Origin of the sequence: Desulfobotulus pelophilus, from assembly GCF_026155325.1 — a bacterium.
Lineage (GTDB): Bacteria > Desulfobacterota > Desulfobacteria > Desulfobacterales > ASO4-4 > Desulfobotulus > Desulfobotulus pelophilus.
Genome location: NZ_JAPFPW010000009.1, coordinates 131,093 through 154,679, shown reverse-complemented (window position 1 = coordinate 154,679; position 23,587 = coordinate 131,093). Strand labels below are relative to the sequence as shown.

The window sequence follows — 23,587 nt, the reverse complement described above, 5'->3', positions numbered from 1 at the left end:
TTTTTACTGATCCTTTCGTTTACTTTCTTCATCCCCCTCTCCGCTCAGACGGATTCTCTGCCATCCTTTTCTGTCGGTATCGGCGGCGGCATGGCCATGGATTCCTTTGGAAGCAGCAACCATAACGATCCTGCTCCCAGCCTGAGAGGCGAACTGTCCTGGCACACAGACAACAACTGGACCCTTCAGGTAACCGGGGAAAAAATTCGGAACCTTGATGTCGGAAACAGCCTGTCCAAAGGAAAAATCCATACCCGCAGTGCCATGTTTCGCCTCCTCTATGAACCTCAAGCCAATGGTGACACCCGCCCATATCTGGGAGCAGGAATAGGCCTCCTGCGAGCCAAAAGTGCCGATATCGATAAAATGAAACAGGAAAACAGAGAAGTCACACGGGGAGCGGCGGAGCTGGTAGTCGGGCTCAGACACAGCCTGTCAGACAGATATTCCATCACAGCGGAATCCGCCTATTTCCGTGGCATGGAAAGCCTTTCCGACATTGATTTTTTTGCATGGCGTCTGGTTGTTTCTCATTTTTTCTGATGCTAAAATGAAACACTCCTCCCCCTTTCACCATCTCACAATGCCAGGTGCCAAAAAAACAGACACTTCCATTCAGATTACAAAGCTCTTTTGTAAACGGACCGGACAGCCACATCAAAGAGAGCATGAGAGTACCCATAACCTTCAACCCCACCGCACAGCAGAAGCACACCCAAACACACATAAAATAAAATTGTTAGAAGATGACAACAAGAACAGAATGAAGAAAAAAATAGATTTTATATTCGAAAAGTGATTATATATTCATATGGTATCGACATTGCAGAAATGAAAATCAGTTCCTTGCTCCCAAAAAGGAACCATCTTTTTTCCCCATGACTTTTTCAAGGAGGCCCACCCATGCGCAACTGGATTCTCGGCTCTGTTGTTTTGGCTCTTTGCTGTTTTACGCTGCCTTTTTCCGCAGCTGCTTCTTCCGTGGACAAACCCTTCACAGTGGGAGCGGCCATTGGATATGCAGTGGAAAACTTTAATGTGGATCCGGACCAGGACAACACCTTTGCGGCTCATGCCAATATCGGCTATCGCTGGACAGACGCTCTGGCAACGGAATTCCAGTTTGACCACATGCGCAAATTCGATGTGGATAACCCTTTTTCCAAAGACAGCCTTGACATCAACACCTATATTCTCCTTATGAAATACTATCCTCCCTTTGGAGATGTTACCCGAGCCTATCTCGGAGTTGGCGTAGGACTTATGGACGTAACGGTTAACTTCAAGTCCGGCGAGATAAAAACACCCGGCTATGTCAGCAACCGTACCCGTGCCTGCGGAAAGCTGGCCATGGGACTTGAACGCAGCCTTACGGATCACTGGATACTGGAAGGTGCGGCAGGGTATGTGGGAGGGCATGATGGCCTCGATGATATCGACTACTTCACCTGGCACCTTGGCCTCAAATACCGATTCTGAATTGTAGAATAACCTGCCCTGTGCCATCGGCCCTGTTCCCGCTCCGAGCCTCTCCTCAGAACGGGAACAGCCTCTTTTACAGTTTTTTTCTAAACAGAAAAACCCACCCTGCCAGTTCTTCGCCTTGACAGACAGGCCATATCTCCTTAAAAGTTTGAGCAACGTGAAACAGGAAACCATCCTGTTTCCATCCATCTACCTCAGCCAGCCGGATATCCGGCGGAATCGCCGGGAACCCCATGCCAAGTTATCAACATTTTATTGTCTTTCTTCTGGCCAAAGCCAACCAGAGGGCACAGGGTGTGCTCAAGCGCTACCTTAAACCGTATGGACTCACTCCGGTTCAGGGACTGGTGATTGAAGCCCTTTATAATGAAAACGGACTCACGGCAGGAGAAATCGGCAAACGGCTTATCCTTGACAATGCTACCGTATCCGGAGTCCTCGAACGGCTTTCAGAATCAGGCTGGATTCATAAAACCAGCGATACGGATGACAGAAGAGTTATCCGTGTTTCCTTATCAGAAATGGCCATAAGCAATCAACAGGCCCTCCACGAAGACAGAGAACGGGTTTCACAGGAAATAATGGAACCATTCTCACAGGAAGAACGAATCATCCTTAAACGGCTCCTCAAAGATATTTATGTGGAAGCGTAACCGTTAAACCGTATGGCATGTACAGCAGGCAGAAAAATGAGACTGCCGACCATTACATTCTGTACCCCAGGGGGCTGTTATGGCAAAAAAACGCACCGATCTGCCACTTGCCAATCACATCAAGCGATTGACTTTTCCTGTGAGTGAAGCCAACCACAGCTGGCTGCCCATGCTGCTGGATGCCTTCTACATTGCGGATCAAGGGGTTGCAGCCGCCATTCACAGAGAAGAAACCAAAGGCAAAAAACTGGCCTGCTCCATGGGATGCGCCTCCTGCTGCATCACACACCGTTCCATCCCTGTCTACCCCATAGAGCTTGTGGGCATATCATGGTACGCAACAGAAGTAATGCCGAACCCCCTGCGTGAAAAACTCGCCAAAAAACTTTTGTCTTATCAACCCGGAGATCCCTGTGCCTTTCTTGTGGAAACAATCTGCTCCATTCACCCCATGAGGCCTTTAGCCTGCCGCCATTTTAACGTTTTTTCCACTCCTTGCGCCGAAGGAGAAGATGCTTTTTACACACGAAGAAAAGACGTAATGGTACCCATGCAAGACTATATGGATGAAGCCTTTTTCCATATGCTTCCTTTTTATGGTATTACTAAAGCCGGAGACCGCCGAAAAATTATCAAAAAGAGGCTGCAGCATGATGCTGCTAAAGAACTGCAAAGTCTAAAATGGGCAGAGCTTGTCCGTACCATGACCGTACATGATCAAACAAAAAAATGACCTTGCCCCCTCCTTCATTCAGACATACTCCGGACGGAGCCTCTTCAAAAAATGGCCTGCTCTGGCACCTTCGTTCCGTCCACGACGACGTCATAGAACGGCTGGTACGTGCATCTGGCTGTCTCCCTCTCACAGCCACCATTATGGCAGGCAGGGGGTTCACGGGTATCCGCTCTCTCAGGGATTTTCTCTACCCCTCCATTCAGAAACTGCCCAACCCCGATACCCTTCAGGATCTCAACCGGGCTTCGGATCGCATAGCACAGGCCATAACCCAAAGGGAATCCATTGTCGTTTTTGGCGATTATGACGCCGATGGCATAACCTCTACAGCCCTACTCTATGGCTTTCTTTCCCGCCTGAACGCAAAAACAGCTTTCCATCTGCCTCACAGGGAAAAGGAAGGATACGGACTTAAGGCTTCTCATATTCCTGCCTTCACCCAAACCGGCACCCGACTGATCATCACTGTTGACTGTGGAATCTCCAGTCACGAGGCCATACGAGAGGCACGCAAAGCCGGAATCGATGTTGTCATCACGGACCATCACAGACCAGGCCCTGAGCTCCCGGACGCCATAGCCGTTGTCAATCCCCAACGAATTGATTGCCCATCGGGACTTCGACAGATGGCAGGAGTCGGTGTTGCCTTCTACCTTGTCATGGCCATACGAAAAAAACTGAGGGAATCTGGTTTCTGGCAGCACACCCTTCCAGAACCTTCCCTGCTTCCGGAAACAGACCTTGTTGCCATTGGAACCATCGCCGACCTCGTACCTCTCACCGGTGTCAATCGCATCCTTGTACACGCAGGCATCACTGTTATCCGCAAAAATCCACGCCCGGGCATCCAGGCCCTGTGCCGGGTTGCCGGCATCCACAGCGAGGCAATAGACAGTGAATCCATTGCCTTCCGGCTGGCACCCAGAATCAATGCAGCAGGCCGCATGGCCCATCCCGAACTCGCTGCTCGTCTGCTCTGTGCTCCCGACCTTGAAACGGCCATGCCTCTTGCGCTGGAACTGGACAGACTGAACACCGCCAGACAGAATGAAGAAAACAGAATATTTATTCCGATCACCGATGAACTGGAGAAAAAACCTTCCCTTTCCAATCAGCCCGCACTTATTCTTCACAGTGAGGACTGGTCTCCCGGAGTTATCGGTATCGTTGCTTCCAGACTGGTACGTCGCTACCATAAACCCGCCCTGCTCATAGCCATGAAAGACGGATACGGACAGGCGTCCGGCCGCAGCATACCGGGTATCGATCTCTATGCCACCCTCACCCACTGCAGTGCCTTGCTGGAACAATATGGTGGACATAGCATGGCTGCAGGCTTTCGGATTTCGCATAAAAATCTTGCTGCCTTTCAAAAGCACTTCTGCTCCCTGCTGCACCCTTGCCATAACAGCATCGGAATCCCCCCACCTATTATGGCTGATGCCCTGGTGACTCTGGATTCCCTTACCCCTCTGCTTCTTTCAGAAATAGAGGCTCTTGGACCCTTTGGCATGGAAAATCCGGCGCCAATTTTCGCAGCCAAAAATCTCGAAGTCATCAGCTGTACTCCCATGGGCCAACAGGGCAATCACCGACGGCTTGTACTACGGCAGCCAACATGCATCCGCACACAAAAAATGCCTGCTGTCGTCTTTGGAGTGAACAAAAACAGCTACTTCCCCCGTCACCTTGAAACCTGCCTCTTCCGCATCCGGAAAGAATGGGGCCAAACAGACAGTGTGCAGATACAGATCGAAGCCTGGTGCTGAAAAAAACAAAGATTTTTTCTTGCGTCGGAACAAGCCTTTCCCTATGATACAGAATTACTGACGCAGGGAACGGTATCCCGCCGATACCCTGCACTTGTCACTTACACCATAACCCGCAGAGGTCATTCAATGGCAAAGGTTTTTCGCCCGAGTAACCGTGAATCAAAAATCCTCTCCAGGATAGAATCCTCCAAAGAACGGGAGCGGGGGCAGGCCTTGCATATGGTGCGTAACCACGCCGACATGCTGAGCAATACCGTTTCCATGAAGCTTGTGGAAAATGAAATTATTGAAACCACAAACAAAAACGGACTTCAGGCACAAATCGCTCAAGGGCTTGAAAGACTCGCCTCCATGGAAGATTTTGATCTGGACTTCAAAATTGCTCCCTACCGTCAGGTCGTAGCCAATCCCAATGTGGTCACTTTATATCTTACTGCTTTTGTGATAGAAGACCTCATAAAAAATCGGGACGTTGTAGACATCTACGGCTCAGATGAAGACATTTACCACTGCATCCACCCACTTGTGGAACGCTTTATGGCAGTGGAAAAAGCCTGAAACCCTTATCATCATTATGCTCCCAAACAAAATACCCTCCATGCAGCCAGTCTGTCATGGGGGGTATTGATAGTAAAGATAGTACCAGAATGAAGCTTCAGGCAGCTACGCCTTCCCTTCGCCTTCTCAATGCATCCTGCATACGCCTGTATTCTGCGTCGTAAAAAAAAGACTTTTCTCCAAAAGCAGGCTGTAAATCATCCAGCCAGTGCGCGGAGGGGTTCCATGCGGCAAAAAAAACCTGATTCACCCATGCAGGATTTCTTGCCTGTATGAATTTAAGAATCATTACCCTTTCTCCACCTATGTCTGCCACACCATCCATCAGAACCTTACCAGGCCCAGCCGACATGGATGGTCCACGTACTGTGCGGCAAAGTCCTGAAACCCCGCGGTAAGCTTCCGTAAAAATACGATAGGCCTCCATGAGAGGAACATTGAAATAGCCTGCTGGCCCCGTATCTCTTTCTATAAACATATAGTAGGGAATTGCTCCCAGGGCAATCTGCCGCTTCCACATGGATGACCACACCTCGGCTGTATCATTTACGTGACGGATCAAGGGAGCCTGGCAGCGTATCTGAGCACCCGTAGCCCTTATTCGGGCCATGGCTGTTTCCACGGCCGGAGTGGAAAGCTCTCTGTCATGGCTGAAGTGGGCCATAACAGTCAAATGATACCCGGCCTTTATGATCTCTTCAAACAGCCGGATTATGTCATCCGCATCTTTATCTTCCGTAAAGCGATAGGGCCAGTACGCAAGACTTTTTGTACCAAAGCGAATGCTGCTCAGATTGCCGGGCTTCTTATCAAGAAGGGGGCGAATATATTTTTCTAGAAGCCGGGCATGCATTACCAGGGGATCCCCACCGGTAAAAAGAACATCCGTAACCTCTCTGTGCTCTTTCAGATAGCGGGGAAGCAATGTTTCATCATTACAGGCAAAACGAAAGGCCGAGTCAAGCCCAACAAACTGGGGCCATCGGAAACAATAGGTACAGTAACTATGGCAGGTCTGACCCTGAGCAGGAAAAAACAGCACCGTTTCTTCATATTTATGCTGCATACCGCTCAGAAGCTCACCGTCCAGCACAGGTACATTCAAATCCATCTGGCCAGCCGGATGGGGATTCATACCCATGTGAATTTTCTGCACCACAGCCTTTGCAACGGATTCGTGACCGGATGCAGCACAGCTCCTGAGACGGCGAAAATCTGACTCTGGGATCATTTCTGGCTGGGGGAAGGTCAGCTGGAACATGGGATCATCGGGTATACGATCCCAGTCTATCAACTCGTCAACCACATAATTGCTTACCCTGAAAGGTAAAACCCTGGCAGCAAGCTTTATGTCTCTCATACGATGCGGCGGAATGACATCGTACGGAGGAAGTTCGTGCAGATTTTTTAACGTATAAGGGCGATAGCGGGGTCTGGTGCTGGATGTGTTCATGAACCATCCTCCTTTTTAATTCCGGGACAGCGGCAGGGCCGCCCTTCCCTTTTCCGATACTACCGGAAACCATGAAATCGCAGCCACCGCATCAAAGATACGGGCCAGAAAAAACACGACAAAAAATTCCATGGACCCAAAGTTTTTCGAGAAACACCGTTCCCAATCCATATTTCCTTTGTGTCCATTATTTATTCTGGCCATACAATTCGAATCTATTATCAAATTAAGCTTTAATATAATGATTGTCAATTCCACAGACCATTTAAAGCAGTTTAGAAGAATAAAAAAGATTATTATCTTTAATTTTCTCTGTTTTTCTATGTTTTTCTCAAACAGATCAAATACAAAATCCAACCGACTCCATTCGATACTGTGCATTTTTCCATTGAATCATTTGAGCCCGACATGATGAACAGGCCAATAAAACCATATTTCTGAACCCCGAGGCATACATCGCAGCTACTCGCATAAATCCGACAGGCAAAAAAAAACGCCCCGGAAAATTCCGAAGCGCCAGAAAAAACATTGCAACACACCCGTTACTTATCCTGCCGGTTTTTTTATGCAGGACCATTGGAGAAGGGCCGCAACCACATAAACAAGAAGAAAAGCGAAAATGACATCACTTAAAAAATGACCGCCCTGCACAATTCGTCCCATGCCGACCAGAACAAAATACAGTCCGGCAAGAAAAACCAGAACTTTTTTCCCATATCCATTAAAAAGAAGAACAAGACAAAGAAGCCATGCAGCAACCGAAGCATGACCGGAAGCAAAACTGCAGTTGCGCTCACACTCCCTGGAAAAAACAAAGGGCGGAACAAAATCCGCCTGTCCTCCAAATGCCTCAATCTGGGCAGGGCGAGCACGCCCCATATGGTCCTTGAATATCAGATTGACAACAAGCCCCGGTCCCAGCACAAAAAGAAGGAGGGCAGAGCAGAGAAAACGGCCTCCTCCCATTCTTCGCACAAAAGGATGAAGCCCGTATGCAAAAGCCCACAGAAGAAGGAAGACACCCATACCATAGGATATCCATTCAACGGACAGATAAATAAGACGAAACACAACATGATCCCGAAGAAAAAAACCCTTCTCCGGAGTCCAGAAAAGAGAAGAGAACCAGATATCAACCTGAGGCCAGGCAAGAAAAAACAATACGGACAACAGAAATGACAAAACAAAGAAAGGAGAAAGGCAAAATAAGCCGGGCTTAAAAAACCAATCTGCCGTACGGGTAAAGATTCTATCCATCCATATCCTCTTTGCTTGCAAACTGCATACGATACAACTTTGCATAAGCCCCGTTTTTTGCCAGCAGGGCATCATGATGACCTTTTTCCACAAGATGACCATTCACCAGAACGGCAATGGAATCCGCCCCTGTAATGGTGGAAAGACGGTGGGCAATCACAAAGGTTGTCCGGCCCTGCATCAGATTGTCCAGGGCCTTCTGCACAAGCTGCTCCGCTTCCGTATCCAGTGCGGATGTTGCTTCATCCAGAATCAGGACAGGAGCATCTTTGACAAGTGCTCGCGCAATGCAAATCCGCTGCTTTTCACCCCCTGAAAGCCGACTACCCAACTCACCAATATGAGTGTCATATCCATTGGGCATTCGGCAGATAAAATCATGGGCAAAGGCTGCCCGGGCTGCGTATTCAATCTCATCCGTAGTAGCGGATGACCGGCCATAGGCAATATTAGCCCGAATACTGTCATTGAACAGGATCGGCTCCTGGGTGACAACAGCAATGCGTGAACGAAGGGAAGACAGGGAAAAATCCCGGATATCCACTCCGCCGATACAAATACAACCAGATATCACATCATAAAACCTTGGGATCAGATTGACAAGAGATGTTTTGCCCCCCCCACTCATTCCCACAAGTGCCAATACCTCTCCGGAGCGAACTTCAAGGCTGATATCGTCAAGGACCTTTTTCCCGTCATCGGTATAGGCAAAAGATACATTCTTAAAGCATACATCGTAGGACTTTGTATCCTGAAGGAGCAGAGGGATTTCCTTTTCCCGTATTTCTGATTTTTCATTAAGAATTTCAAAAATTCTGTCTACGGCAGCAAGACCTTCCTGCAGAGCATTATTCAGCTTGCTCATTTTTTTTACCGGATCATAGAGCATGAGTACAGCAGCCAGAAAGGAAACAAAAGTTCCTGGTGTATACGCACCTTCAATGACACGTGACCCCCCATACCATATAATAAAGGCAATCCCCACACCGGCAAGAACTTCCATCACCGGAGAAGACATGGATTTAGCAATGGCCTGACGGATCTCCAGACGAAAAAGGGTACTGGTTTTCTCATGAAAACGTTTTTTTTCATAGGTTTCCATGCCAAACGCCTTCACAATTTTATTGCCTGCAAACGTCTCATGAAGAAAGGCGTTCATGTCAGCCATGGCTTCCTGACAACCCGTGCTTGTTTTTCGTACTTTCCTTCCAAAGTAAATAACAGGATAAAATGCGGCAGGAAGTACAAGAAACGCTATCAGGGCAAGGCTCCATATCTGATAAAAGGTATAGACTATCAGAAAAATAATAGTAAAAAAATCCCTGAGAGAACTGGTAACCACATTGGAAACCATATTCCGTATCAAGTTCACATCATTGGTGATACGGCTCATCAGTACGCCCGTGCGCTCAGACTGAAAAAACCGCAAGGGGAGATCAACAATTCGGTCATACAGAGCATTTCTAAAATGCCGGATAATAATCTGCCCCACATAATTCAAAAAAAATTCCTGGCCGTACATGCCGATACCACGAATTACAAAAACCACCAGAACTGCAATGGGAATCATATAGAGCTTCACCATGTCCCGTTCCAGAAAAATATCATCCAGAACGGGTTTGATCAGCCAGGCGGATGCAACCGTTGTCAATGAGACAAGAAACATGGAAAGCATGGCTATGGCAAGCCGCCACTTACTTTCCATTACCAGGGCCAGCACTTTTTTATGCCGGTCTTCAAGCCGGAACCCCATCAAAAATCTCCCATCATCGAAAAAGCCAGTTCGGCTGTCCGCTCGGCCACTCCGGGGCCACCAAGGGCCGCACGGACCTCAGCCAGTCCCCTATGATGCCGCCTGCGGTATGCCGCATTCAGGAGAAGCTCTGAAACAGCTTCACAGACTTTTTCTGGTGTAGCATTTTCCTGAAGTAATTCGGGCATAATCTCAGAGCCGGCGATCAGATTGGCGAGCCCTGCATAGGGCACTCTAACAACCCTGCGGGCAACAGCATAACTGATAGCAGACATTCGGTAAACCAGCACAGCTGGCACACCTGCCAGAGCCGCCTCCAGAGTTACCGTACCGGATACGGCCGCAACAACATCCGCAACATCCAGAACGGGGTAAGCACCACTCACTACATCCATATGGCTTGGTGCACCGGATGCCGCCGCCCATGCCTGTATATCTGCCAGATGGGTTCCAGGAGCAGCCGACAGAACAAAACGGGCACCGGGAATTTTTTCCGAAATCAGATCAGCAGCCTCGCAAAGCGTTGGGAGCATCCTGCGGATTTCTCCGGGGCGTGATCCCGGAAGAAGTCCGATGACAGGGCTCTCCGCCACCACATCATCGGGTCTCAGCTCCCGGAAATCCGGAGCCTGGTCCATAAGTGGATTCCCCACATAAACAGCCTGATCCACTCCTCTTTCCTGAAACCAGGAAAGTTCAAAGGGAAAAATCAGGGCCAGCTTGTCCACGCGCTCGGCTATCTTCTGAACACGGGAGGACCGCCACGCCCATACCTTTGGACTGATGTAATAAAGAACGGGAATCCCCTTTTTTCTGGCTTCTTCAGCAAGACGAAGGTTAAACCCTGGATAGTCGACTAAAACAAGCAGGTCAGGCCTCAATGCAGTTAAAATCAATTCAGCCGTCTTATAAGCCCTGCGGATTCGCGGCAGGCTTGCCAGTACATCCGTAAGCCCCATAACAGCAAGGCCAGCACTGTCAATCACTGGCCGCATACCGGCCCTGCGCATCTGATCTCCGCCGATACCACAGAAAAAAATACAGGGATCTTTTTCCTTCATGGCACGTATCAGTGCCGCTCCGTGAAGATCTCCTGAAGCTTCCCCTGCCACCAGCATCACAGTCCGGTTCATGCAACCCCCTTATCAGCTGCCAGCGTTGCCAGATCATCCGGACCATTAAGGGCCAGCACACTGATGCCAGAGCGATCTGCCTCCCTCACAAGGTCTTCTCTCTCCAGCGCCAGAGTTTTTCCTGCTTCAAGAACCAGTACCCGAACCCCGGACTCTGCCATGACCTTTATGGTTTCCGGACCTACGGCGGGGACATCAAAGCGCATATCCTGCCCAGGCTTGGAAAGCTTGACGAGAACCGCATCTCCCCGACCCAGCTCTCCCCCCCTGCGAATGGTGGCATCCGTACCGTCAATGGCTTCCACAGCGAGAACGGAACCGCCACCCACCACCACACACTGCCCCACATCCATTTCTCCAATGCAACGAGCAACTTTCCAGCCAATGAGAATATCTGCCTCAACTCCAGATGGAAGAGGGGAACGGGTCCACTTACCGACCGGAGACAAGAGCTCCGGGAGCAGACTTGTTGAGTGCACTACACGGATACCGTTTTCATCCAGAATATCGGCAAACACTCTCAGAACACCATCATCATGGCTGTGACGCATTCGTGCCATGGCACGAATGGCAAGAATATCCGGCCTCACATCCACAAACATTCGTGTTTTACGGACACCCCCCATCATAACGACGGTATCCACATTCTTTTCTTTAAAAAAACGAATAATTTTTTTTATCTGCCCCAGATATATCCAACGAAATGCCTGAGACAGATTTTCAAGGGCAGGGTGACCTTCTCCACGGAAAGCTACAGTGGCAACGAAAAAACCCTCTGCTACCGCTTTTTTTACGAAAGTCAACGGAAAAGAACCATTTCCTGCAATCACACCAACACGTTTTTCATGCTGGCATCTACTGCCAGGGTCGCCGCTGTCCAAGGGACGCAACCTCTCCTTTCTCCGCTCGGATCATCGGGTTATGCCCCTGTCCGAATTCTTAATAAAATCAATAAAGGCAGAGACTTCCGGCGTAGGCTCAACGCTAGCCCGGACCCTCTCAATCCCTTCTTTCAAGGTTAGACCATACCGAAAAAGAATTCTGTATGCCTGCTTCAAATGTTTTAAACTTTCTTCTGGGAACTCTCGCCTGCGCAGGCCAACCTTGTTCAGACCATGGAGGGTAGCGCGATCTCCTGATGCTATCACGTAAGGGGGAATGTCTTTCACAACGGCAGACTTTCCGCCGATATATGCATGATTTCCCACTTTGACAAACTGATGAACGGCTGCAAGTCCCCCCACAATTACATGATCTCCCAAGGTAACATGGCCTGCCAGCGTGGCATTATTCGACAGTATGACAGCCTTTCCCGTGTGGCAGTCGTGGGCTACATGACAATAAGCCATCAAAAGGTTTTCTTCTCCGACCGAAGTAAGCCCTCCCCCCAGGCCTGTTCCCCTGTGCAGAGTGGCAAATTCACGGATAATGGTCTTACGGCCAACCTTCAGCCATGACTTTTCTCCCCGGAATTTAAGATCCTGAGGATCACCACCTACCGCAGCATAAGGATAAATCACACAGTCCGGGCCTATTTCCGTGTAGTGATCAATCATTACATAGGCACCTATACGTGTTCGGGCACCAATACATACATTGTCTTTTATAATGGCAAATGGTCCAATTTCCACATTATCGCCAATTTCTGCACCTGCATCCACTATGGCAGTAGGATGAATAGCCATACATTATTCCTAATCCCCCAGAACAGCCATAAAATCAGCCTCTGCGGCCTTTGCACCATTGACAGTGGCCACACCATGCATCTTTACTGTTCTGGATTTCAATTTAATAAGTTCCACATCCATACAGAGCTGATCGCCCGGAACAACCTTTCGTCGAAAACGCGCTCTGTCCGTACCCGTAAAAAAAAGCGGAAAGCGTCTCTGGTCTTCCGGCCATGAAGCGTAAGCGAGAATCCCCCCTGCCTGACCAATGGCTTCCAGAATCAGTACACCGGGCATGATGGGAAAGTTCGGAAAATGACCGCTGAAATAAGGCTCATTTGCGGTAACATTTTTGATTGCACAAATGGATTTTCCCACCTCCAGCGAGACCACTCTATCCACAAGAAGAAAAGGATAACGATGGGGGAGATAGTTCATTATGTCAACCAACTCCAGCGTCACCAACCCTTTATCATCTACCGTCATGGCCGGGTTCCTCTTCTCTCATCTGAGCATCAAGCCTTCGCTCCAGTGCCGCAATCTGTTTTCGCATTTCCGGAAGTCGTGGCAGTATGCGTTGTACTTTTAGCCATACCCTATGGGGCATTTCCGGACTTCCACTGACGATCTGTCCATCGGGAACATCCTGTGCCACACCACTCATAGGGCCAACCTGTACGCCATCCCCTATATGAATATGCCCGGAAACTCCTACCTTACCCGCCAGAACAGTATGCTTTCCAACCCGCGTACTGCCGGCAATACCCACCTGAGCCACCAGAAGACTATGGTCTCCTATGGAAACATTGTGACCAATGTGAACCTGATCATCAATTTTCACCCCCCTACCAATACGGGTAAGGCCAAAAGTCCCTCTGTCCAGGGTAGAGCCAGCTCCTATTTCCACATCATCATCAATTTCCACAGCACCGGAATGAGGTATTTTTTCCCACTGTCCATCCTTCGGGGCAAAACCAAAACCATCCGCACCAATGACAGAACCACTGTGAATACGAACCCGGTTGCCAATGCGGGTTCCCGGATACAGTGTGACATTGGGAGAAATACGGCAATGGTCACCCAGCATACAACCATCGCCGATCGCCGTACCGGCTCCTATCCTGCAGCCATCCCCCACAGACACCCCATTACCGATCACAACATAAGCATCCGTGAAAAGTCTGCCCCGGCACATAAAATCCCGGCCCACAACCGTTGTGGCATGGATACGGTGGCAGGGAGCGGGATCGGGGTAAAACAACTTGAGGATTGCTGCAAAAGCCCAGTAAGGGCTGCTGGAAAGAATCAGGTTCCGTCCCGGCAGAACAGATTCTGCCCCTGGCCCGACAATAAAGGCTCCGGCAGAAGATGAGGCAGCCTGACGCAAATATTGTGCATTCATGGCCAGAGCCAGATCACCTGGCCCCGCACTTTCAAGCGGGGCAATTCCTGATACCTCAAAGGAAGCATCGCCTGCTGTTATGGCATCACAGGCCTCTGCAAGCTCATAAAGTCTGAAAACCCGGGTCATGATCCGCTTTTTCCGTATTTTTCGTCATGTTTCTGGATAAGACGCTCCGTAATATCCACTCGGTCCGGGGCATAGACAACACCAATATTTTCAAGAATCAGCAGATAGTTTTCCTTCTCTCCGATGTCCTGAATCAACTCCCTGACCTGACCCTGAATCCGAGACATAATTTCATTCTGCTGCTGGTTGAAACTACGGGTAAACCGCTGTTCCATATTCCTGAGATCCATGGCTTTTATCTGCAGATCACGTTCCCTCTGCCCTCTGGCTTCATCCGAAAGTACCATGGCTTCACGCATCAGGCTCTCCCGAAGCTTCTCTATTTCTTCTTTTTTTACTTCCAGCTGGGATTCCAGCTGGCGGGCTTCCGCAGCAACCTGCTCCTTAGCCTGTTGTCCGGCTTTGGAATTTCTTAAAAAAGTTTCAAAATCGAAAATACCAATTTTGGCTACATCCGCAGCCATGGATGTTCCTGCAATCATCAGGGAAATAACCATTACCTGTACGAGACGGGCTATGTTGTTCATTCTGCAACTCCTCTTGCTATTATATGATTTATGGTTACAAGTAATCAGCATCTCAGATCAGAAAGCACCGCCCATGGTGAATTCCCAGCGGCCACCCTGCTTTTCTCCATCAATTTTATCCAGAGGAATCCCATATTCCAAACGAATGGGCCCAATGGGAGAAAACCATCGAATACCATACCCTGTACTTCTTTTCAGGTCATCCAGAAGAATGTCTTCATTGGTATCAAAAACATTGCCTATATCATAAAAGACAAGCCCCATCAGTCCGGCTTCCTTCACGAGAGGAAAAATAAACTCAAAATTCGCCTGTATGAATTTATCCCCACCTTTATTTTTGCTGTAGGGAGCTGTCTGAGTTTCTCCATTTTCATCAAGGTAGGTATAATCACCATCATAATATACGGCCACATCCCGCCATTTATAGCCCCTCAGAGAATTCAGACCGCCGAGATAAAACTTCTCATAGTCCGGCAGATGTCCATCGCTGTTTTTATGCACATATCCCGTTTCTCCATGCATAAAAAAAACCGTTTCCCAGAACATGGGCACATAATGACCTGCCTCCAGCGTATATTTAGTAAACGCAATATCACCACCCAGAGGTCCACCGGCATGCTTAACCGTCAGGCGATGGTTGCTGCCTTCTGACGGATTAAAGAGCCTGTTGGTCGAGTCATAGTTCAGGCTTAAAGTAAGGGTACTGGCCGTATCCAGATCCTCCATGGCAAGAATATCCTCATTGACCCACTGTTCCTTTCCCTGATCCACCTTCACATCAAAGGTTTCAAAGCCATAGGAGACAAAAAAACGGGTATAATCCCATACAGGGTACCCCAGCCGGATGGTTCCCCCCGTACTCTTCCTTGTATAATCATCATACTCCCTGTCCCAGTTATACAGATCAAATCCGGCAGAAAGTGGTTTGTCAAACAGATAAGGTTCCGTGAAACTTAAGGTATACCGCGTGGAACTACTCCCAACATCGGCCCGCAGATTCAGGGTCTGCCCCTTACCCCTGAAATTCCTCTGGGTCACGGAAACCTGCCCGAAAAGATTATCCTGAGAGCTGTAACCCGCACCAAAGGTAAACATGCCGGTGGGTTTCTCCTCCACACTGACCACAAGATCAACTTTTTCTGGATCAGAGGTACGCTCAATTTCAAGCCGGACATCCTCAAAGTAATCCAGCCTGTTTAAATTTCGGCTTGCCCTTTTAATCCGGCTTCCGCTGTACAGTTCCTGCTCCAGAAGAGGGATCTGCCTGCGTATGACTTTGTCACGGGTCTTGACGTTACCCGTTATCTCAATACGATCTATATAGACAAGACTTCCCTGATGAACGGTATAGCGGATATCCACAACACCTTCTTCAGGATCCTTGCGCAACTGTGGATAAACATCTGTATTGGCATAGCCCGCATCGCCATAAAGATCGGTCAGTGCCATCATGTCTGCATGGACAACATCTCTTTTGTACCATTCTTCTTTTCCTATGGAAGTTATGGCAAGCAGAACTTCTTCAGAAAAGAGCTGATCTCCACCGACACTGATTTTACCCACCCGGAACCGCTGCCCTTCATGGATCCGGAATTTCACCATTGCTTCCGACCCATCCAGCACAACTTCCGGTTCCGATACCCTTGCATCCACGTAGCCCTCATTATGATAAAAGGCTGTCAATCGTGCAGCATCCTGCTGAATAGACTCTCTTTTTAATTCACCAGAACCCGTCAGCCATGAGAAAAACCCCTTTTCAGAAGTTCCTATCTGCTTCATGAGCTGTCGGCGGGTAAAATCCTGACGCCCTTCAAAAAGAATCTCTGTAACCTTAACCTTTTCACCTTCCGATATAACAAAGGTAAGGTCAGCCTGATTGTTCTCAAGCTCCCGGATTTCATACTTCACTTCTGTATGATGATAGTTTTTACTCCTGTAAAGATCCCGAATCCTTTCCATATCCCTACGCACCTGAAAAACATTCAGGATTGCACCCGTTTTGGTGGTAACAGATTCAAGAACCTTATCGCTTTTATACACACGGTTGCCACGGATGAATATCTGACGGACTGTTGGCTTTTCCTTAACTTTAAAAATAACAACTTTTCCGACTTCCCTCTCCTCAACGGCCACCTGAATATCATCAAAATATCCCATGTCATAAATGGCTTGAAGATCTCGGGAAAGAGCCTGTTGCAGATACACATCACCCGGACCGCTCTGAATAACCCGTAGAATGGCAGCATCTTCTATACGCTGATTTCCTTCCACTTCCACCAGGGCAACGGTTTCTTTTCCCACCAGAAAATCGGCAATTTTGTGGGACAATGAAGCAGCTGACAGATAGAGAGTATCAATAGCAGTGCCCTCTTCAATAAAACGACGTTCACTCTCCTCTGCATATACAAAAGCTGAAAGCCTGAACCCACCGTTATCCAGAAGCAATCGGCCCCATATGGCTATCTGTGCATCTGCCGATTCCATACGCTGACGGGCACCCTGAACATTTCTAACAACCTCTTCTCCGATAACAGGGGACAACCCGGCCGTGCCCAGCTCCCGCTTGATCCGTTCCGCCACCTGCCTGCCAAGATCCGCCGAGCGTGGATCCCCTTCTACGGCAAAAGGAGATATCCATACCTTATGGGCATCCGCAGCATAAACTGAAAAACTTCCCATCATCATCATAACAAGCAGCCAGAAGCCGCAGACAAAACTCCGATTCATGCAACCATCCTCTGGTGTAAAACCGCCCATAAAATTGTGAAGTAGTGAGAAGACAAGCGGATACAGTTTTATGAAGAAGTCTCAGAAATTCAGCCCGGCCGGATGAAACGACCTGTACATAGGCTTTAACCCGTCTCTGTCACAATGCGACCAGACCGGCAACACTCTGCTCGTCAATATGCCCTTGTTTCAGGGTAACTTTCTTTTTCATCATACTGGCAAGACGAAGATTATGGGTAACCACAACCAGCCCGCACTCCCACTCCCTGTGTACTTCTAAAAGGAGCTCATGGACCTTTCGGCTGTTTTCAATATCAAGGTTACCCGTGGGCTCATCCGCAAAAAGAAAAGACGGGGACATGATAAGGGCCCTTGCCAGAGCAGCTCTTTGCTGCTCCCCTCCGGAGAGCTGCGCTGTCCTATGGTCCAGACGATGGGAAAGCCCCACCCGATCCAGAAGAGCTGCGGCCTTTTTCTTTGCCTCTTTGAAGGGCATGTTTCCTATCCTCGCCGGCATCATGACATTTTCTAGGGTAGAAAATTCAGGCAGCATATGGTGAAACTGGAAAACAAATCCCATAACCTCATTGCGGATCCGTGCCAGTCCCCCATCATCCAGACGAAGAATATCACGATCATCCAGCAAAAGAGATCCTCTGTCAGGACGATCCAAAGCTCCAAGAATATGCAGAAGTGTCGATTTTCCAATCCCCGAAGGACCAACAATGGCAATGCTGTCCTGACGACTCAAAGTCCAGTTGACATCTTTGAGCACAGGGACGGGCTCAACCCCATCCATAAAAGTTTTGCTCACTCCGGAAAGAACCAGAGTTTCAAACCGTTTATCCATACCGGATTCCTTCCACAGGGTCCATACGGGAAGCCTGCATGGCCGGATAAAGGGTGGACACAAAACAGATCAGAAGAGAAGCACCACCGATAACAAAAACGTCTCCCCACTCCAGCAACACAGGAAGAGTAGTGAAGGGGTAAGCTTCAGGAAGCTTAACAATTGGGTATCTTTCCAGGAAAAGGCAAAGCCCTACCCCTGCCAGTATGCCCAGACAGGTTCCTGTAATACCAATAATCATACCTTGAAGGACAAAAATTCTCCGAATCAAAGACCGTGTTGCCCCCATGGCCATCAGTATGGCGATATCCCTTGTTTTTTCCATCACCATCATGATCAGAGAACTGGCAATATTGAAGGCCGCAACAAGAATGATCAGGGTAAGAATGACAAACATGGCTGTTTTTTCAAGCTTAAGAGCAGAAAAGAGATTTTTATTCATCTCCATCCAGTTCCGGGTCCAGAAACCCCAGCCGAAAGCATCCCGTATTTCCTCTCCGATTATTTCCGCTTTATAAACATCTTCTACCCATATACCGATACCCGTAACCTTATCACCCATTCCCAGAAGCCCGGAGGCCTCCTCAATACGGACATAGCAGAGCGCGCCATCATATTCATAAAGCCCTGAAGAAAAAAGTCCTGTTACCTCAAAACGACGAACTTTTGGCATCATACCCACGGGCGACAGCATAAATTCCGGGGACATCACCTGAACAGTGTCACCCACAGCCACCCTGAGCTCAGCCGCCAGATTTTTACCCAGAATAATACCGGGGGACGCTCCCGATTCAGGCTGTTTCAGCTGTACCCTCAGGCTTTTCTTGTCGATTCCTTCAATACTTACCTGCTGGCCCTCCGGATCAACTCCCCGCAGAAATGCACCGCCCATTCCACCGGAAGACCGCAACACCACTTTACCATAAACAAAAGGTGCCGTAGCATTGACACCGGCAAAGCCCTTCAGCTTTTCCTGCGCCCCTGCAGCATCGGTTATTCCGCCGCCCTGCCCCATAAGAAGCACATGGGGTTCCAGCCCCAGGATTCTTTTCCTGAAGTCCGTTTCTGCCCCACTCATGACAGCAATAACCACCACCAGCGCCATTACGCCAAGGGCAACACCAAAAACGGATAAAATGCCAATCAAAGAAATAAAACCCTGTTTGCGGCGTGCGCGAAGATATCTTCCGGCAATGAACAATTCTAGGGACATAAGGTGTGGGTATCGCCTTTTCAAAAAGCCCTGCAGATGGTGCAGGGCTTTTATATTAAATGGACACAGGTTTCATGTGGGGGAAAAGTATCACTTCCCTTATGGAGGCAGCATCGGTCAGCAGCATGGCCAGACGGTCCATGCCAATCCCCTGACCAGCGGTCGGTGGCATACCGTACTCCAGGGCTTCAATGTAGTCTTCATCCATCATATGGGCTTCGGAATCACCAGCTTCCCGTTCCCTGACCTGCATCAGGAAACGCTCCCGCTGGTCTTCGGGATCATTCAGCTCAGAAAAGCCATTGCCAATCTCGCGCCCGGCAACGAAGACCTCAAACCGTTCCGTCAGATCAGGGTTTGTATCCGATCGGCGGGAAAGGGGAGACACCTCTACGGGATAACCTGTAATAAAGGTAGGTTGAATGAGCTTCGGCTCCACAAGAACATCAAAAAGCTTGGTCAGAACCTTGCCCAGTTTTTCTGTTTTAGTGACAGAAATATTATTTTCTTTTGCAAAAGCCAGGAGTCCTTCACGATCATCCAGAAGCCTTTTATCCACGCCTCCTATTTCCACCAGCGCATCTAGAAGTTCAATTTTCGGCCACTCTCCATCAAAGTTCAGCTCATGGCCCTGATAATGAACCACCGCACTTCCCGTAACCACTCTGGCCACATGGGCAAAAAGCTCCTCTGTCAGCGCCATGAGATCCGCATGGGTGGCATAGGCCCAGTAGAATTCCATCATAGTGAACTCAGGGTTATGCCGGGTGGAAACACCCTCGTTTCGGAAGTTTCGGTTAATTTCAAACACTCTGTCAAACCCGCCTACCACCAGCCTCTTAAGATAAAGCTCCGGAGCTATTCGGAGATAGAGATCCATATTCAGTGCATTGTGGTGGGTCACAAAAGGTGTGGCTTCTGCCCCCCCAGCTACGGGCTGCATCATGGGCGTTTCCACTTCCAAAAAATCACGGGCAATAAAAAACTCCCTTACAGCCTGAATCATCCGGCTTCTGCGGAGAAAAATTTCCCTGGCTTCCGGATTCATCACAAGATCCACATAGCGCTTACGGTACCGTTTCTCCGGATCCTTCAGTCCATGATATTTTTCAGGAAGCGGCCTTGTAGCCTTGGAAAGCAGGCGGAATTCCCGCGTTTCCAGAGTCCACTCTCCTGTACGGGTTGTAAACAGGGTTCCTGTCAGGCCGATAAAATCCCCTACATCCATCTGCTTGAAAAGCTCAAAGGATTCCCCCAGTGCTTTGGCCTGAAGATAAGCCTGAATCAGTTCTCCACTGCCATCTTTTATCCGTATAAAAGCAGACTTTCCAAAACGGTTAATGGCCATCATGCGGCCTGCAATCGAAAACACTGGACCTTCAGGCCCCATAAGTTCCGGAGCTTGTTCTATCTGCTGCCGAACGGCGCTGATACCATGGGAAACCCTGAAGTCATTCGGGTAAAGGTTCACACCCTTTGCTTTAAGTTCCTGATTTTTTCGCCGCCTCTGGCTGAGAATATCTCCGCCATTATCCTGATTACCTTCACTTTTATTTGCGTTCATATCTTCCTGTCTGTCTCCCAGAATCCTTTAAGTCCAAGCGGGTGTTTTGACCATCAGTAGCTACCCTATTGCACAAAAGGTGTCAACCATAGCCCGCTTTCCTTTACAATCTAAAGGGAGTCCGAAGGGTTCAGGCGGGGCAATCGCAAAGTGAAGGTGCTGCCCTTATCAGGAATACTGTCCACATCCAGCCTGCCGCCCATGGCATCCACAATCCGAAGGGCAATGGAGAGTCCCAGCCCGGTTCCACCTGGTTTTGTGGTATAAAAGGGATCAAATATGGACGGAATACTGTCTTCAGGGATCCCGCAGCCCGTATCGGCAATGCGGATATGAGCGATCCTTTCTTTTTCAATTCCAAGGTCTATCCGAACCTCACCCTCTCCCTCAATGGACTCAGCCGCATTCAGAAGAAGGTTCCACACAACCTGACGCAGACGATCGGGATCTGCCCTCACCCACACGTCTTCAGTAAGGCAGAACCTGAATGTAATTCTTCCACGGTTACGGGCACTCTGATTCTGGATCTGTACACTTTCGCGAACCATAGCAGCCACATTAACCGGTTCCGGACATCCCTTGCCGGGACGGGCAAAAAATAAAAAATCCGTAAGCAGTGCCGACAACCGGTCCGACTCTCTCCGCACAATCCGCATCAGTCTGCGGGAATCCTCATCACGACCCGCTTCTGCTTCCAGCAACTCCACCGCACCCCTCAGGGAAGCCAGGGGATTCTTAATCTCATGGGCCAGTCCCGCAGCCATTTCCCCAACGGTGGCAAGATTTTCCATACGTTTTACGTAACTTCCCATGTATCTCACCTCATCTCTGGCTTTACGCAACTGCACCGAAAGAAAACTTGTCAAAAGGGAAACGGAAAAACAGGCTATTGTTGTGGCCAGTATGCGGAAAAAAACCGACCAGAAATCAACCGTATCGGCAAGGGGAACCCTGCCATCCCCCAGGTCCGGCAGAACACCATAATACTCAAAATCCACAAGAAGGCCGAAAAAAATTGCCGAAATGGCGGCAATGAAAAGACTCCCCCTGCGGGAAATGAGAATGCCAGCATTTATAATAACAATCATATAGAGAAACGTCAGGGGAGAATCGAAGCCACCCGTTGCCCATATGAGTAAGGTGACCAGAAAGGAATCCATGGACAGCTGAACCATGGCAAAATAAATGGGCTTTCGGACTATCCTTTGCCAAAGGGCATACAGCAGACAAAGAAAAAGGGCCAGAGTGGCTATGATATAAAGAATATCGGCAGGGAACGTATCAAAGGCAGCAACGGGCTGATGGTCAAAAAAAAAGGAAAAAGCCAGCAGGATGAGTGCAAGAAAGATCCGCACACTCACCAGCCAGCTGAGTTTGTTTACAAGCTCCTTTTCGTGAACCTGCATACAGGCCCTTCCCAAAAGCAAGCAGTCCTGCCCCATGTATCCGCAACCGGCATAGCCCACCTACCCAATGGCAGCCGCCATCTGGAAAACGGGGAGATACATGGCCACCACAAGACCTCCGATCACAACCCCCAGGAAAACCAGCATAAAGGGCTCGATCAGGGCCGTAAGGTTTTCCACGGACTGATCCACCTCGTCATCATAAAAATCGGCTATCTTTTCCAGCATGGCGTCCAGAGCACCCGTTGATTCCCCCACAGCTATCATGGAACAGACCATGGAGGGAAACACACCGGATTCGGCAAGGGGATCGGCCATGGTTTCTCCCTCGGAAATACTGTTTTTCACATCATAAATGGCTTCCTCAACCACACGGTTACCGGAAGTTCTGGCTACAATATCCAGTGCTTCCAGAATAGAAACACCGGAAGCCAGCATGGTTCCCATGGTGCGTGTAAATTTAGCAACGGAAACCTTACGGATCAGAATACCGGCAACAGGAAGCCTGAGAAAAATCGAATCCATAATACCGCGCCCCTTTTTTGAGCGGTAAAAACGTTTGTACAGAAAAATAAAAACAGCCAGTCCAATCAAAATATGAATGATTTTTGCCTGAACAAATTCACTTAGACTGATAACTAACTGGGTGGGAGCGGGCAAGGCACTGCCAAAATCCGCAAACATACTCTCAAATACAGGGATAACAAAAACCAGAATCACACCCACAACAACAATGGCAATGGCAATGGTCACCAGTGGGTACGTCATGGCCCCTTTCACCTTTTTTTTCAGCTTGGCCATTTTTTCCATATAGGCCGAAAGCCTGCGGAGAATGACATCCAGAATTCCGCCAGCCTCACCCGCTGCCACCATATTGACAAAAAGGGCATCAAAGTGCTGCGGAAATTTTTTTAACACTTCCGCAAGGGTTTCACCGCCCTCGACGCCCATCCGGATTTCTTTGATAATTTTTTTAAAAGAAGGATTGTCCTGCTGCTCCTCCAGAATGGTGAGACACTGAACAATGGGAAGCCCCGCATCAATCATGGTTGAAAACTGCCTGGCAAAAATAATCACATCCTCCTGAGTCACCTTGGGCTGCAGGAAGGATACATTTTCCAGTATATCTTTCGGCTTTGGCTTGATTTTTACGGGCGTAATTTTCTGTTTGATGAGCCGGGTACGGACGATGGCCTCATTGGGGGCCTCCATCTCCCCCTTTCGTTTCTGACTTTTACGATTTCTACCTTCCCAGACAAATACGGGCATGGTCATCCCCCATGTATGAATAAAAAGTAAATG

The 23,587-nt window shown here is 48.9% G+C and carries 22 protein-coding genes; 6 read left to right on the top strand and 16 right to left on the bottom strand.

Annotated elements, in window-relative coordinates:
- From OOT00_RS09490 to OOT00_RS09465, 6 genes are all read left to right on the top strand, one after another.
- On the top strand, positions 1-543 hold a 543-nt coding region (locus OOT00_RS09490), incomplete at its 5' end, for an outer membrane beta-barrel protein (protein ID WP_265425138.1).
- Positions 544-903: 360 nt separating this feature from the next.
- On the top strand, positions 904-1,479 hold the full coding sequence (locus tag OOT00_RS09485) for a porin family protein (RefSeq protein WP_265425137.1): 576 nt from the start codon (positions 904-906) through the stop codon (positions 1,477-1,479).
- Between the two features lie 239 nt (positions 1,480-1,718).
- Entirely contained in the window at positions 1,719-2,138 is a 420-nt protein-coding gene (locus OOT00_RS09480; protein WP_265425136.1) for a MarR family winged helix-turn-helix transcriptional regulator, read from the top strand.
- Positions 2,139-2,217: 79 nt separating this feature from the next.
- Positions 2,218-2,871, top strand: coding sequence for a YkgJ family cysteine cluster protein (locus OOT00_RS09475; RefSeq protein ID WP_265425135.1), 654 nt, complete (start codon positions 2,218-2,220; stop codon positions 2,869-2,871).
- On the top strand, positions 2,868-4,643 hold the full coding sequence (gene recJ, locus OOT00_RS09470) for a single-stranded-DNA-specific exonuclease RecJ (RefSeq protein WP_265425134.1): 1,776 nt from the start codon (positions 2,868-2,870) through the stop codon (positions 4,641-4,643). The genes OOT00_RS09475 and recJ overlap by 4 nt, the downstream gene beginning before the upstream one ends.
- 129 nt (positions 4,644-4,772) lie before the next feature.
- Positions 4,773-5,204, top strand: a complete 432-nt coding sequence (locus tag OOT00_RS09465) for a hypothetical protein (RefSeq protein WP_265425133.1) — start codon at positions 4,773-4,775, stop codon at positions 5,202-5,204.
- Between the two features lie 97 nt (positions 5,205-5,301).
- On the opposite strand, the gene OOT00_RS09460 is transcribed toward OOT00_RS09465, so the two are convergent.
- The 16 genes from OOT00_RS09460 to OOT00_RS09385 form a co-directional block, all read right to left on the bottom strand.
- The gene (locus OOT00_RS09460) at positions 5,302-6,657 is read right to left on the bottom strand and encodes a KamA family radical SAM protein (protein ID WP_265425132.1); all 1,356 of its coding nucleotides are present in this window, start codon (positions 6,655-6,657) and stop codon (positions 5,302-5,304) included.
- A 15-nt stretch (positions 6,658-6,672) separates the two neighbouring features.
- Positions 6,673-6,828: a hypothetical protein gene (locus tag OOT00_RS09455; RefSeq protein ID WP_265425131.1), complete on the bottom strand. Its 156-nt coding sequence runs from the start codon at positions 6,826-6,828 to the stop codon at positions 6,673-6,675.
- Between the two features lie 375 nt (positions 6,829-7,203).
- On the bottom strand, positions 7,204-7,914 hold the full coding sequence (locus tag OOT00_RS09450) for a phosphatase PAP2 family protein (RefSeq protein ID WP_265425130.1): 711 nt from the start codon (positions 7,912-7,914) through the stop codon (positions 7,204-7,206).
- The gene (locus OOT00_RS09445) at positions 7,907-9,667 is read right to left on the bottom strand and encodes an ABC transporter ATP-binding protein (protein ID WP_265425129.1); all 1,761 of its coding nucleotides are present in this window, start codon (positions 9,665-9,667) and stop codon (positions 7,907-7,909) included. The genes OOT00_RS09450 and OOT00_RS09445 overlap by 8 nt, the downstream gene beginning before the upstream one ends.
- Positions 9,667-10,800: a lipid-A-disaccharide synthase gene (lpxB, locus tag OOT00_RS09440; RefSeq protein WP_265425128.1), complete on the bottom strand. Its 1,134-nt coding sequence runs from the start codon at positions 10,798-10,800 to the stop codon at positions 9,667-9,669. The genes OOT00_RS09445 and lpxB overlap by 1 nt, the downstream gene beginning before the upstream one ends.
- Positions 10,797-11,630, bottom strand: coding sequence for an LpxI family protein (locus tag OOT00_RS09435; protein ID WP_265425127.1), 834 nt, complete (start codon positions 11,628-11,630; stop codon positions 10,797-10,799). Before OOT00_RS09435 ends, lpxB begins: the two co-directional genes overlap by 4 nt.
- A gap of 81 nt (positions 11,631-11,711) precedes the next feature.
- Positions 11,712-12,485, bottom strand: coding sequence for an acyl-ACP--UDP-N-acetylglucosamine O-acyltransferase (lpxA, locus tag OOT00_RS09430; RefSeq protein WP_265425126.1), 774 nt, complete (start codon positions 12,483-12,485; stop codon positions 11,712-11,714).
- A gap of 9 nt (positions 12,486-12,494) precedes the next feature.
- Positions 12,495-12,953 (bottom strand): 3-hydroxyacyl-ACP dehydratase FabZ, encoded by a 459-nt coding sequence (gene fabZ / locus OOT00_RS09425; protein WP_265425125.1) that lies wholly within the window; start codon positions 12,951-12,953, stop codon positions 12,495-12,497.
- Complete coding sequence (lpxD, locus tag OOT00_RS09420; protein ID WP_265425124.1) at positions 12,940-13,998, bottom strand: UDP-3-O-(3-hydroxymyristoyl)glucosamine N-acyltransferase; 1,059 nt, start codon at positions 13,996-13,998, stop codon at positions 12,940-12,942. The genes fabZ and lpxD overlap by 14 nt, the downstream gene beginning before the upstream one ends.
- Positions 13,995-14,525: an OmpH/Skp family outer membrane protein gene (locus OOT00_RS09415; protein ID WP_265425123.1), complete on the bottom strand. Its 531-nt coding sequence runs from the start codon at positions 14,523-14,525 to the stop codon at positions 13,995-13,997. The genes lpxD and OOT00_RS09415 overlap by 4 nt, the downstream gene beginning before the upstream one ends.
- Before the next feature lie 57 nt (positions 14,526-14,582).
- Complete coding sequence (gene bamA / locus OOT00_RS09410) at positions 14,583-17,252, bottom strand: outer membrane protein assembly factor BamA (RefSeq protein WP_265425122.1); 2,670 nt, start codon at positions 17,250-17,252, stop codon at positions 14,583-14,585.
- 139 nt (positions 17,253-17,391) lie between these two features.
- Complete coding sequence (locus OOT00_RS09405) at positions 17,392-18,102, bottom strand: ABC transporter ATP-binding protein (protein WP_265425121.1); 711 nt, start codon at positions 18,100-18,102, stop codon at positions 17,392-17,394.
- Positions 18,095-19,315: a lipoprotein-releasing ABC transporter permease subunit gene (locus OOT00_RS09400; RefSeq protein ID WP_265425120.1), complete on the bottom strand. Its 1,221-nt coding sequence runs from the start codon at positions 19,313-19,315 to the stop codon at positions 18,095-18,097. Before OOT00_RS09400 ends, OOT00_RS09405 begins: the two co-directional genes overlap by 8 nt.
- Positions 19,316-19,370: 55 nt before the next feature.
- Positions 19,371-20,879 (bottom strand): lysine--tRNA ligase, encoded by a 1,509-nt coding sequence (gene lysS / locus OOT00_RS09395; RefSeq protein WP_265425119.1) that lies wholly within the window; start codon positions 20,877-20,879, stop codon positions 19,371-19,373.
- A gap of 110 nt (positions 20,880-20,989) precedes the next feature.
- A complete protein-coding gene (locus OOT00_RS09390) occupies positions 20,990-22,285 on the bottom strand; it encodes a two-component system sensor histidine kinase NtrB (protein WP_265425118.1) in 1,296 nt (431 codons plus the stop codon).
- 60 nt (positions 22,286-22,345) lie between these two features.
- Positions 22,346-23,554 (bottom strand): type II secretion system F family protein, encoded by a 1,209-nt coding sequence (locus OOT00_RS09385; protein ID WP_265425117.1) that lies wholly within the window; start codon positions 23,552-23,554, stop codon positions 22,346-22,348.
- Positions 23,555-23,587 lie beyond the last annotated feature (33 nt).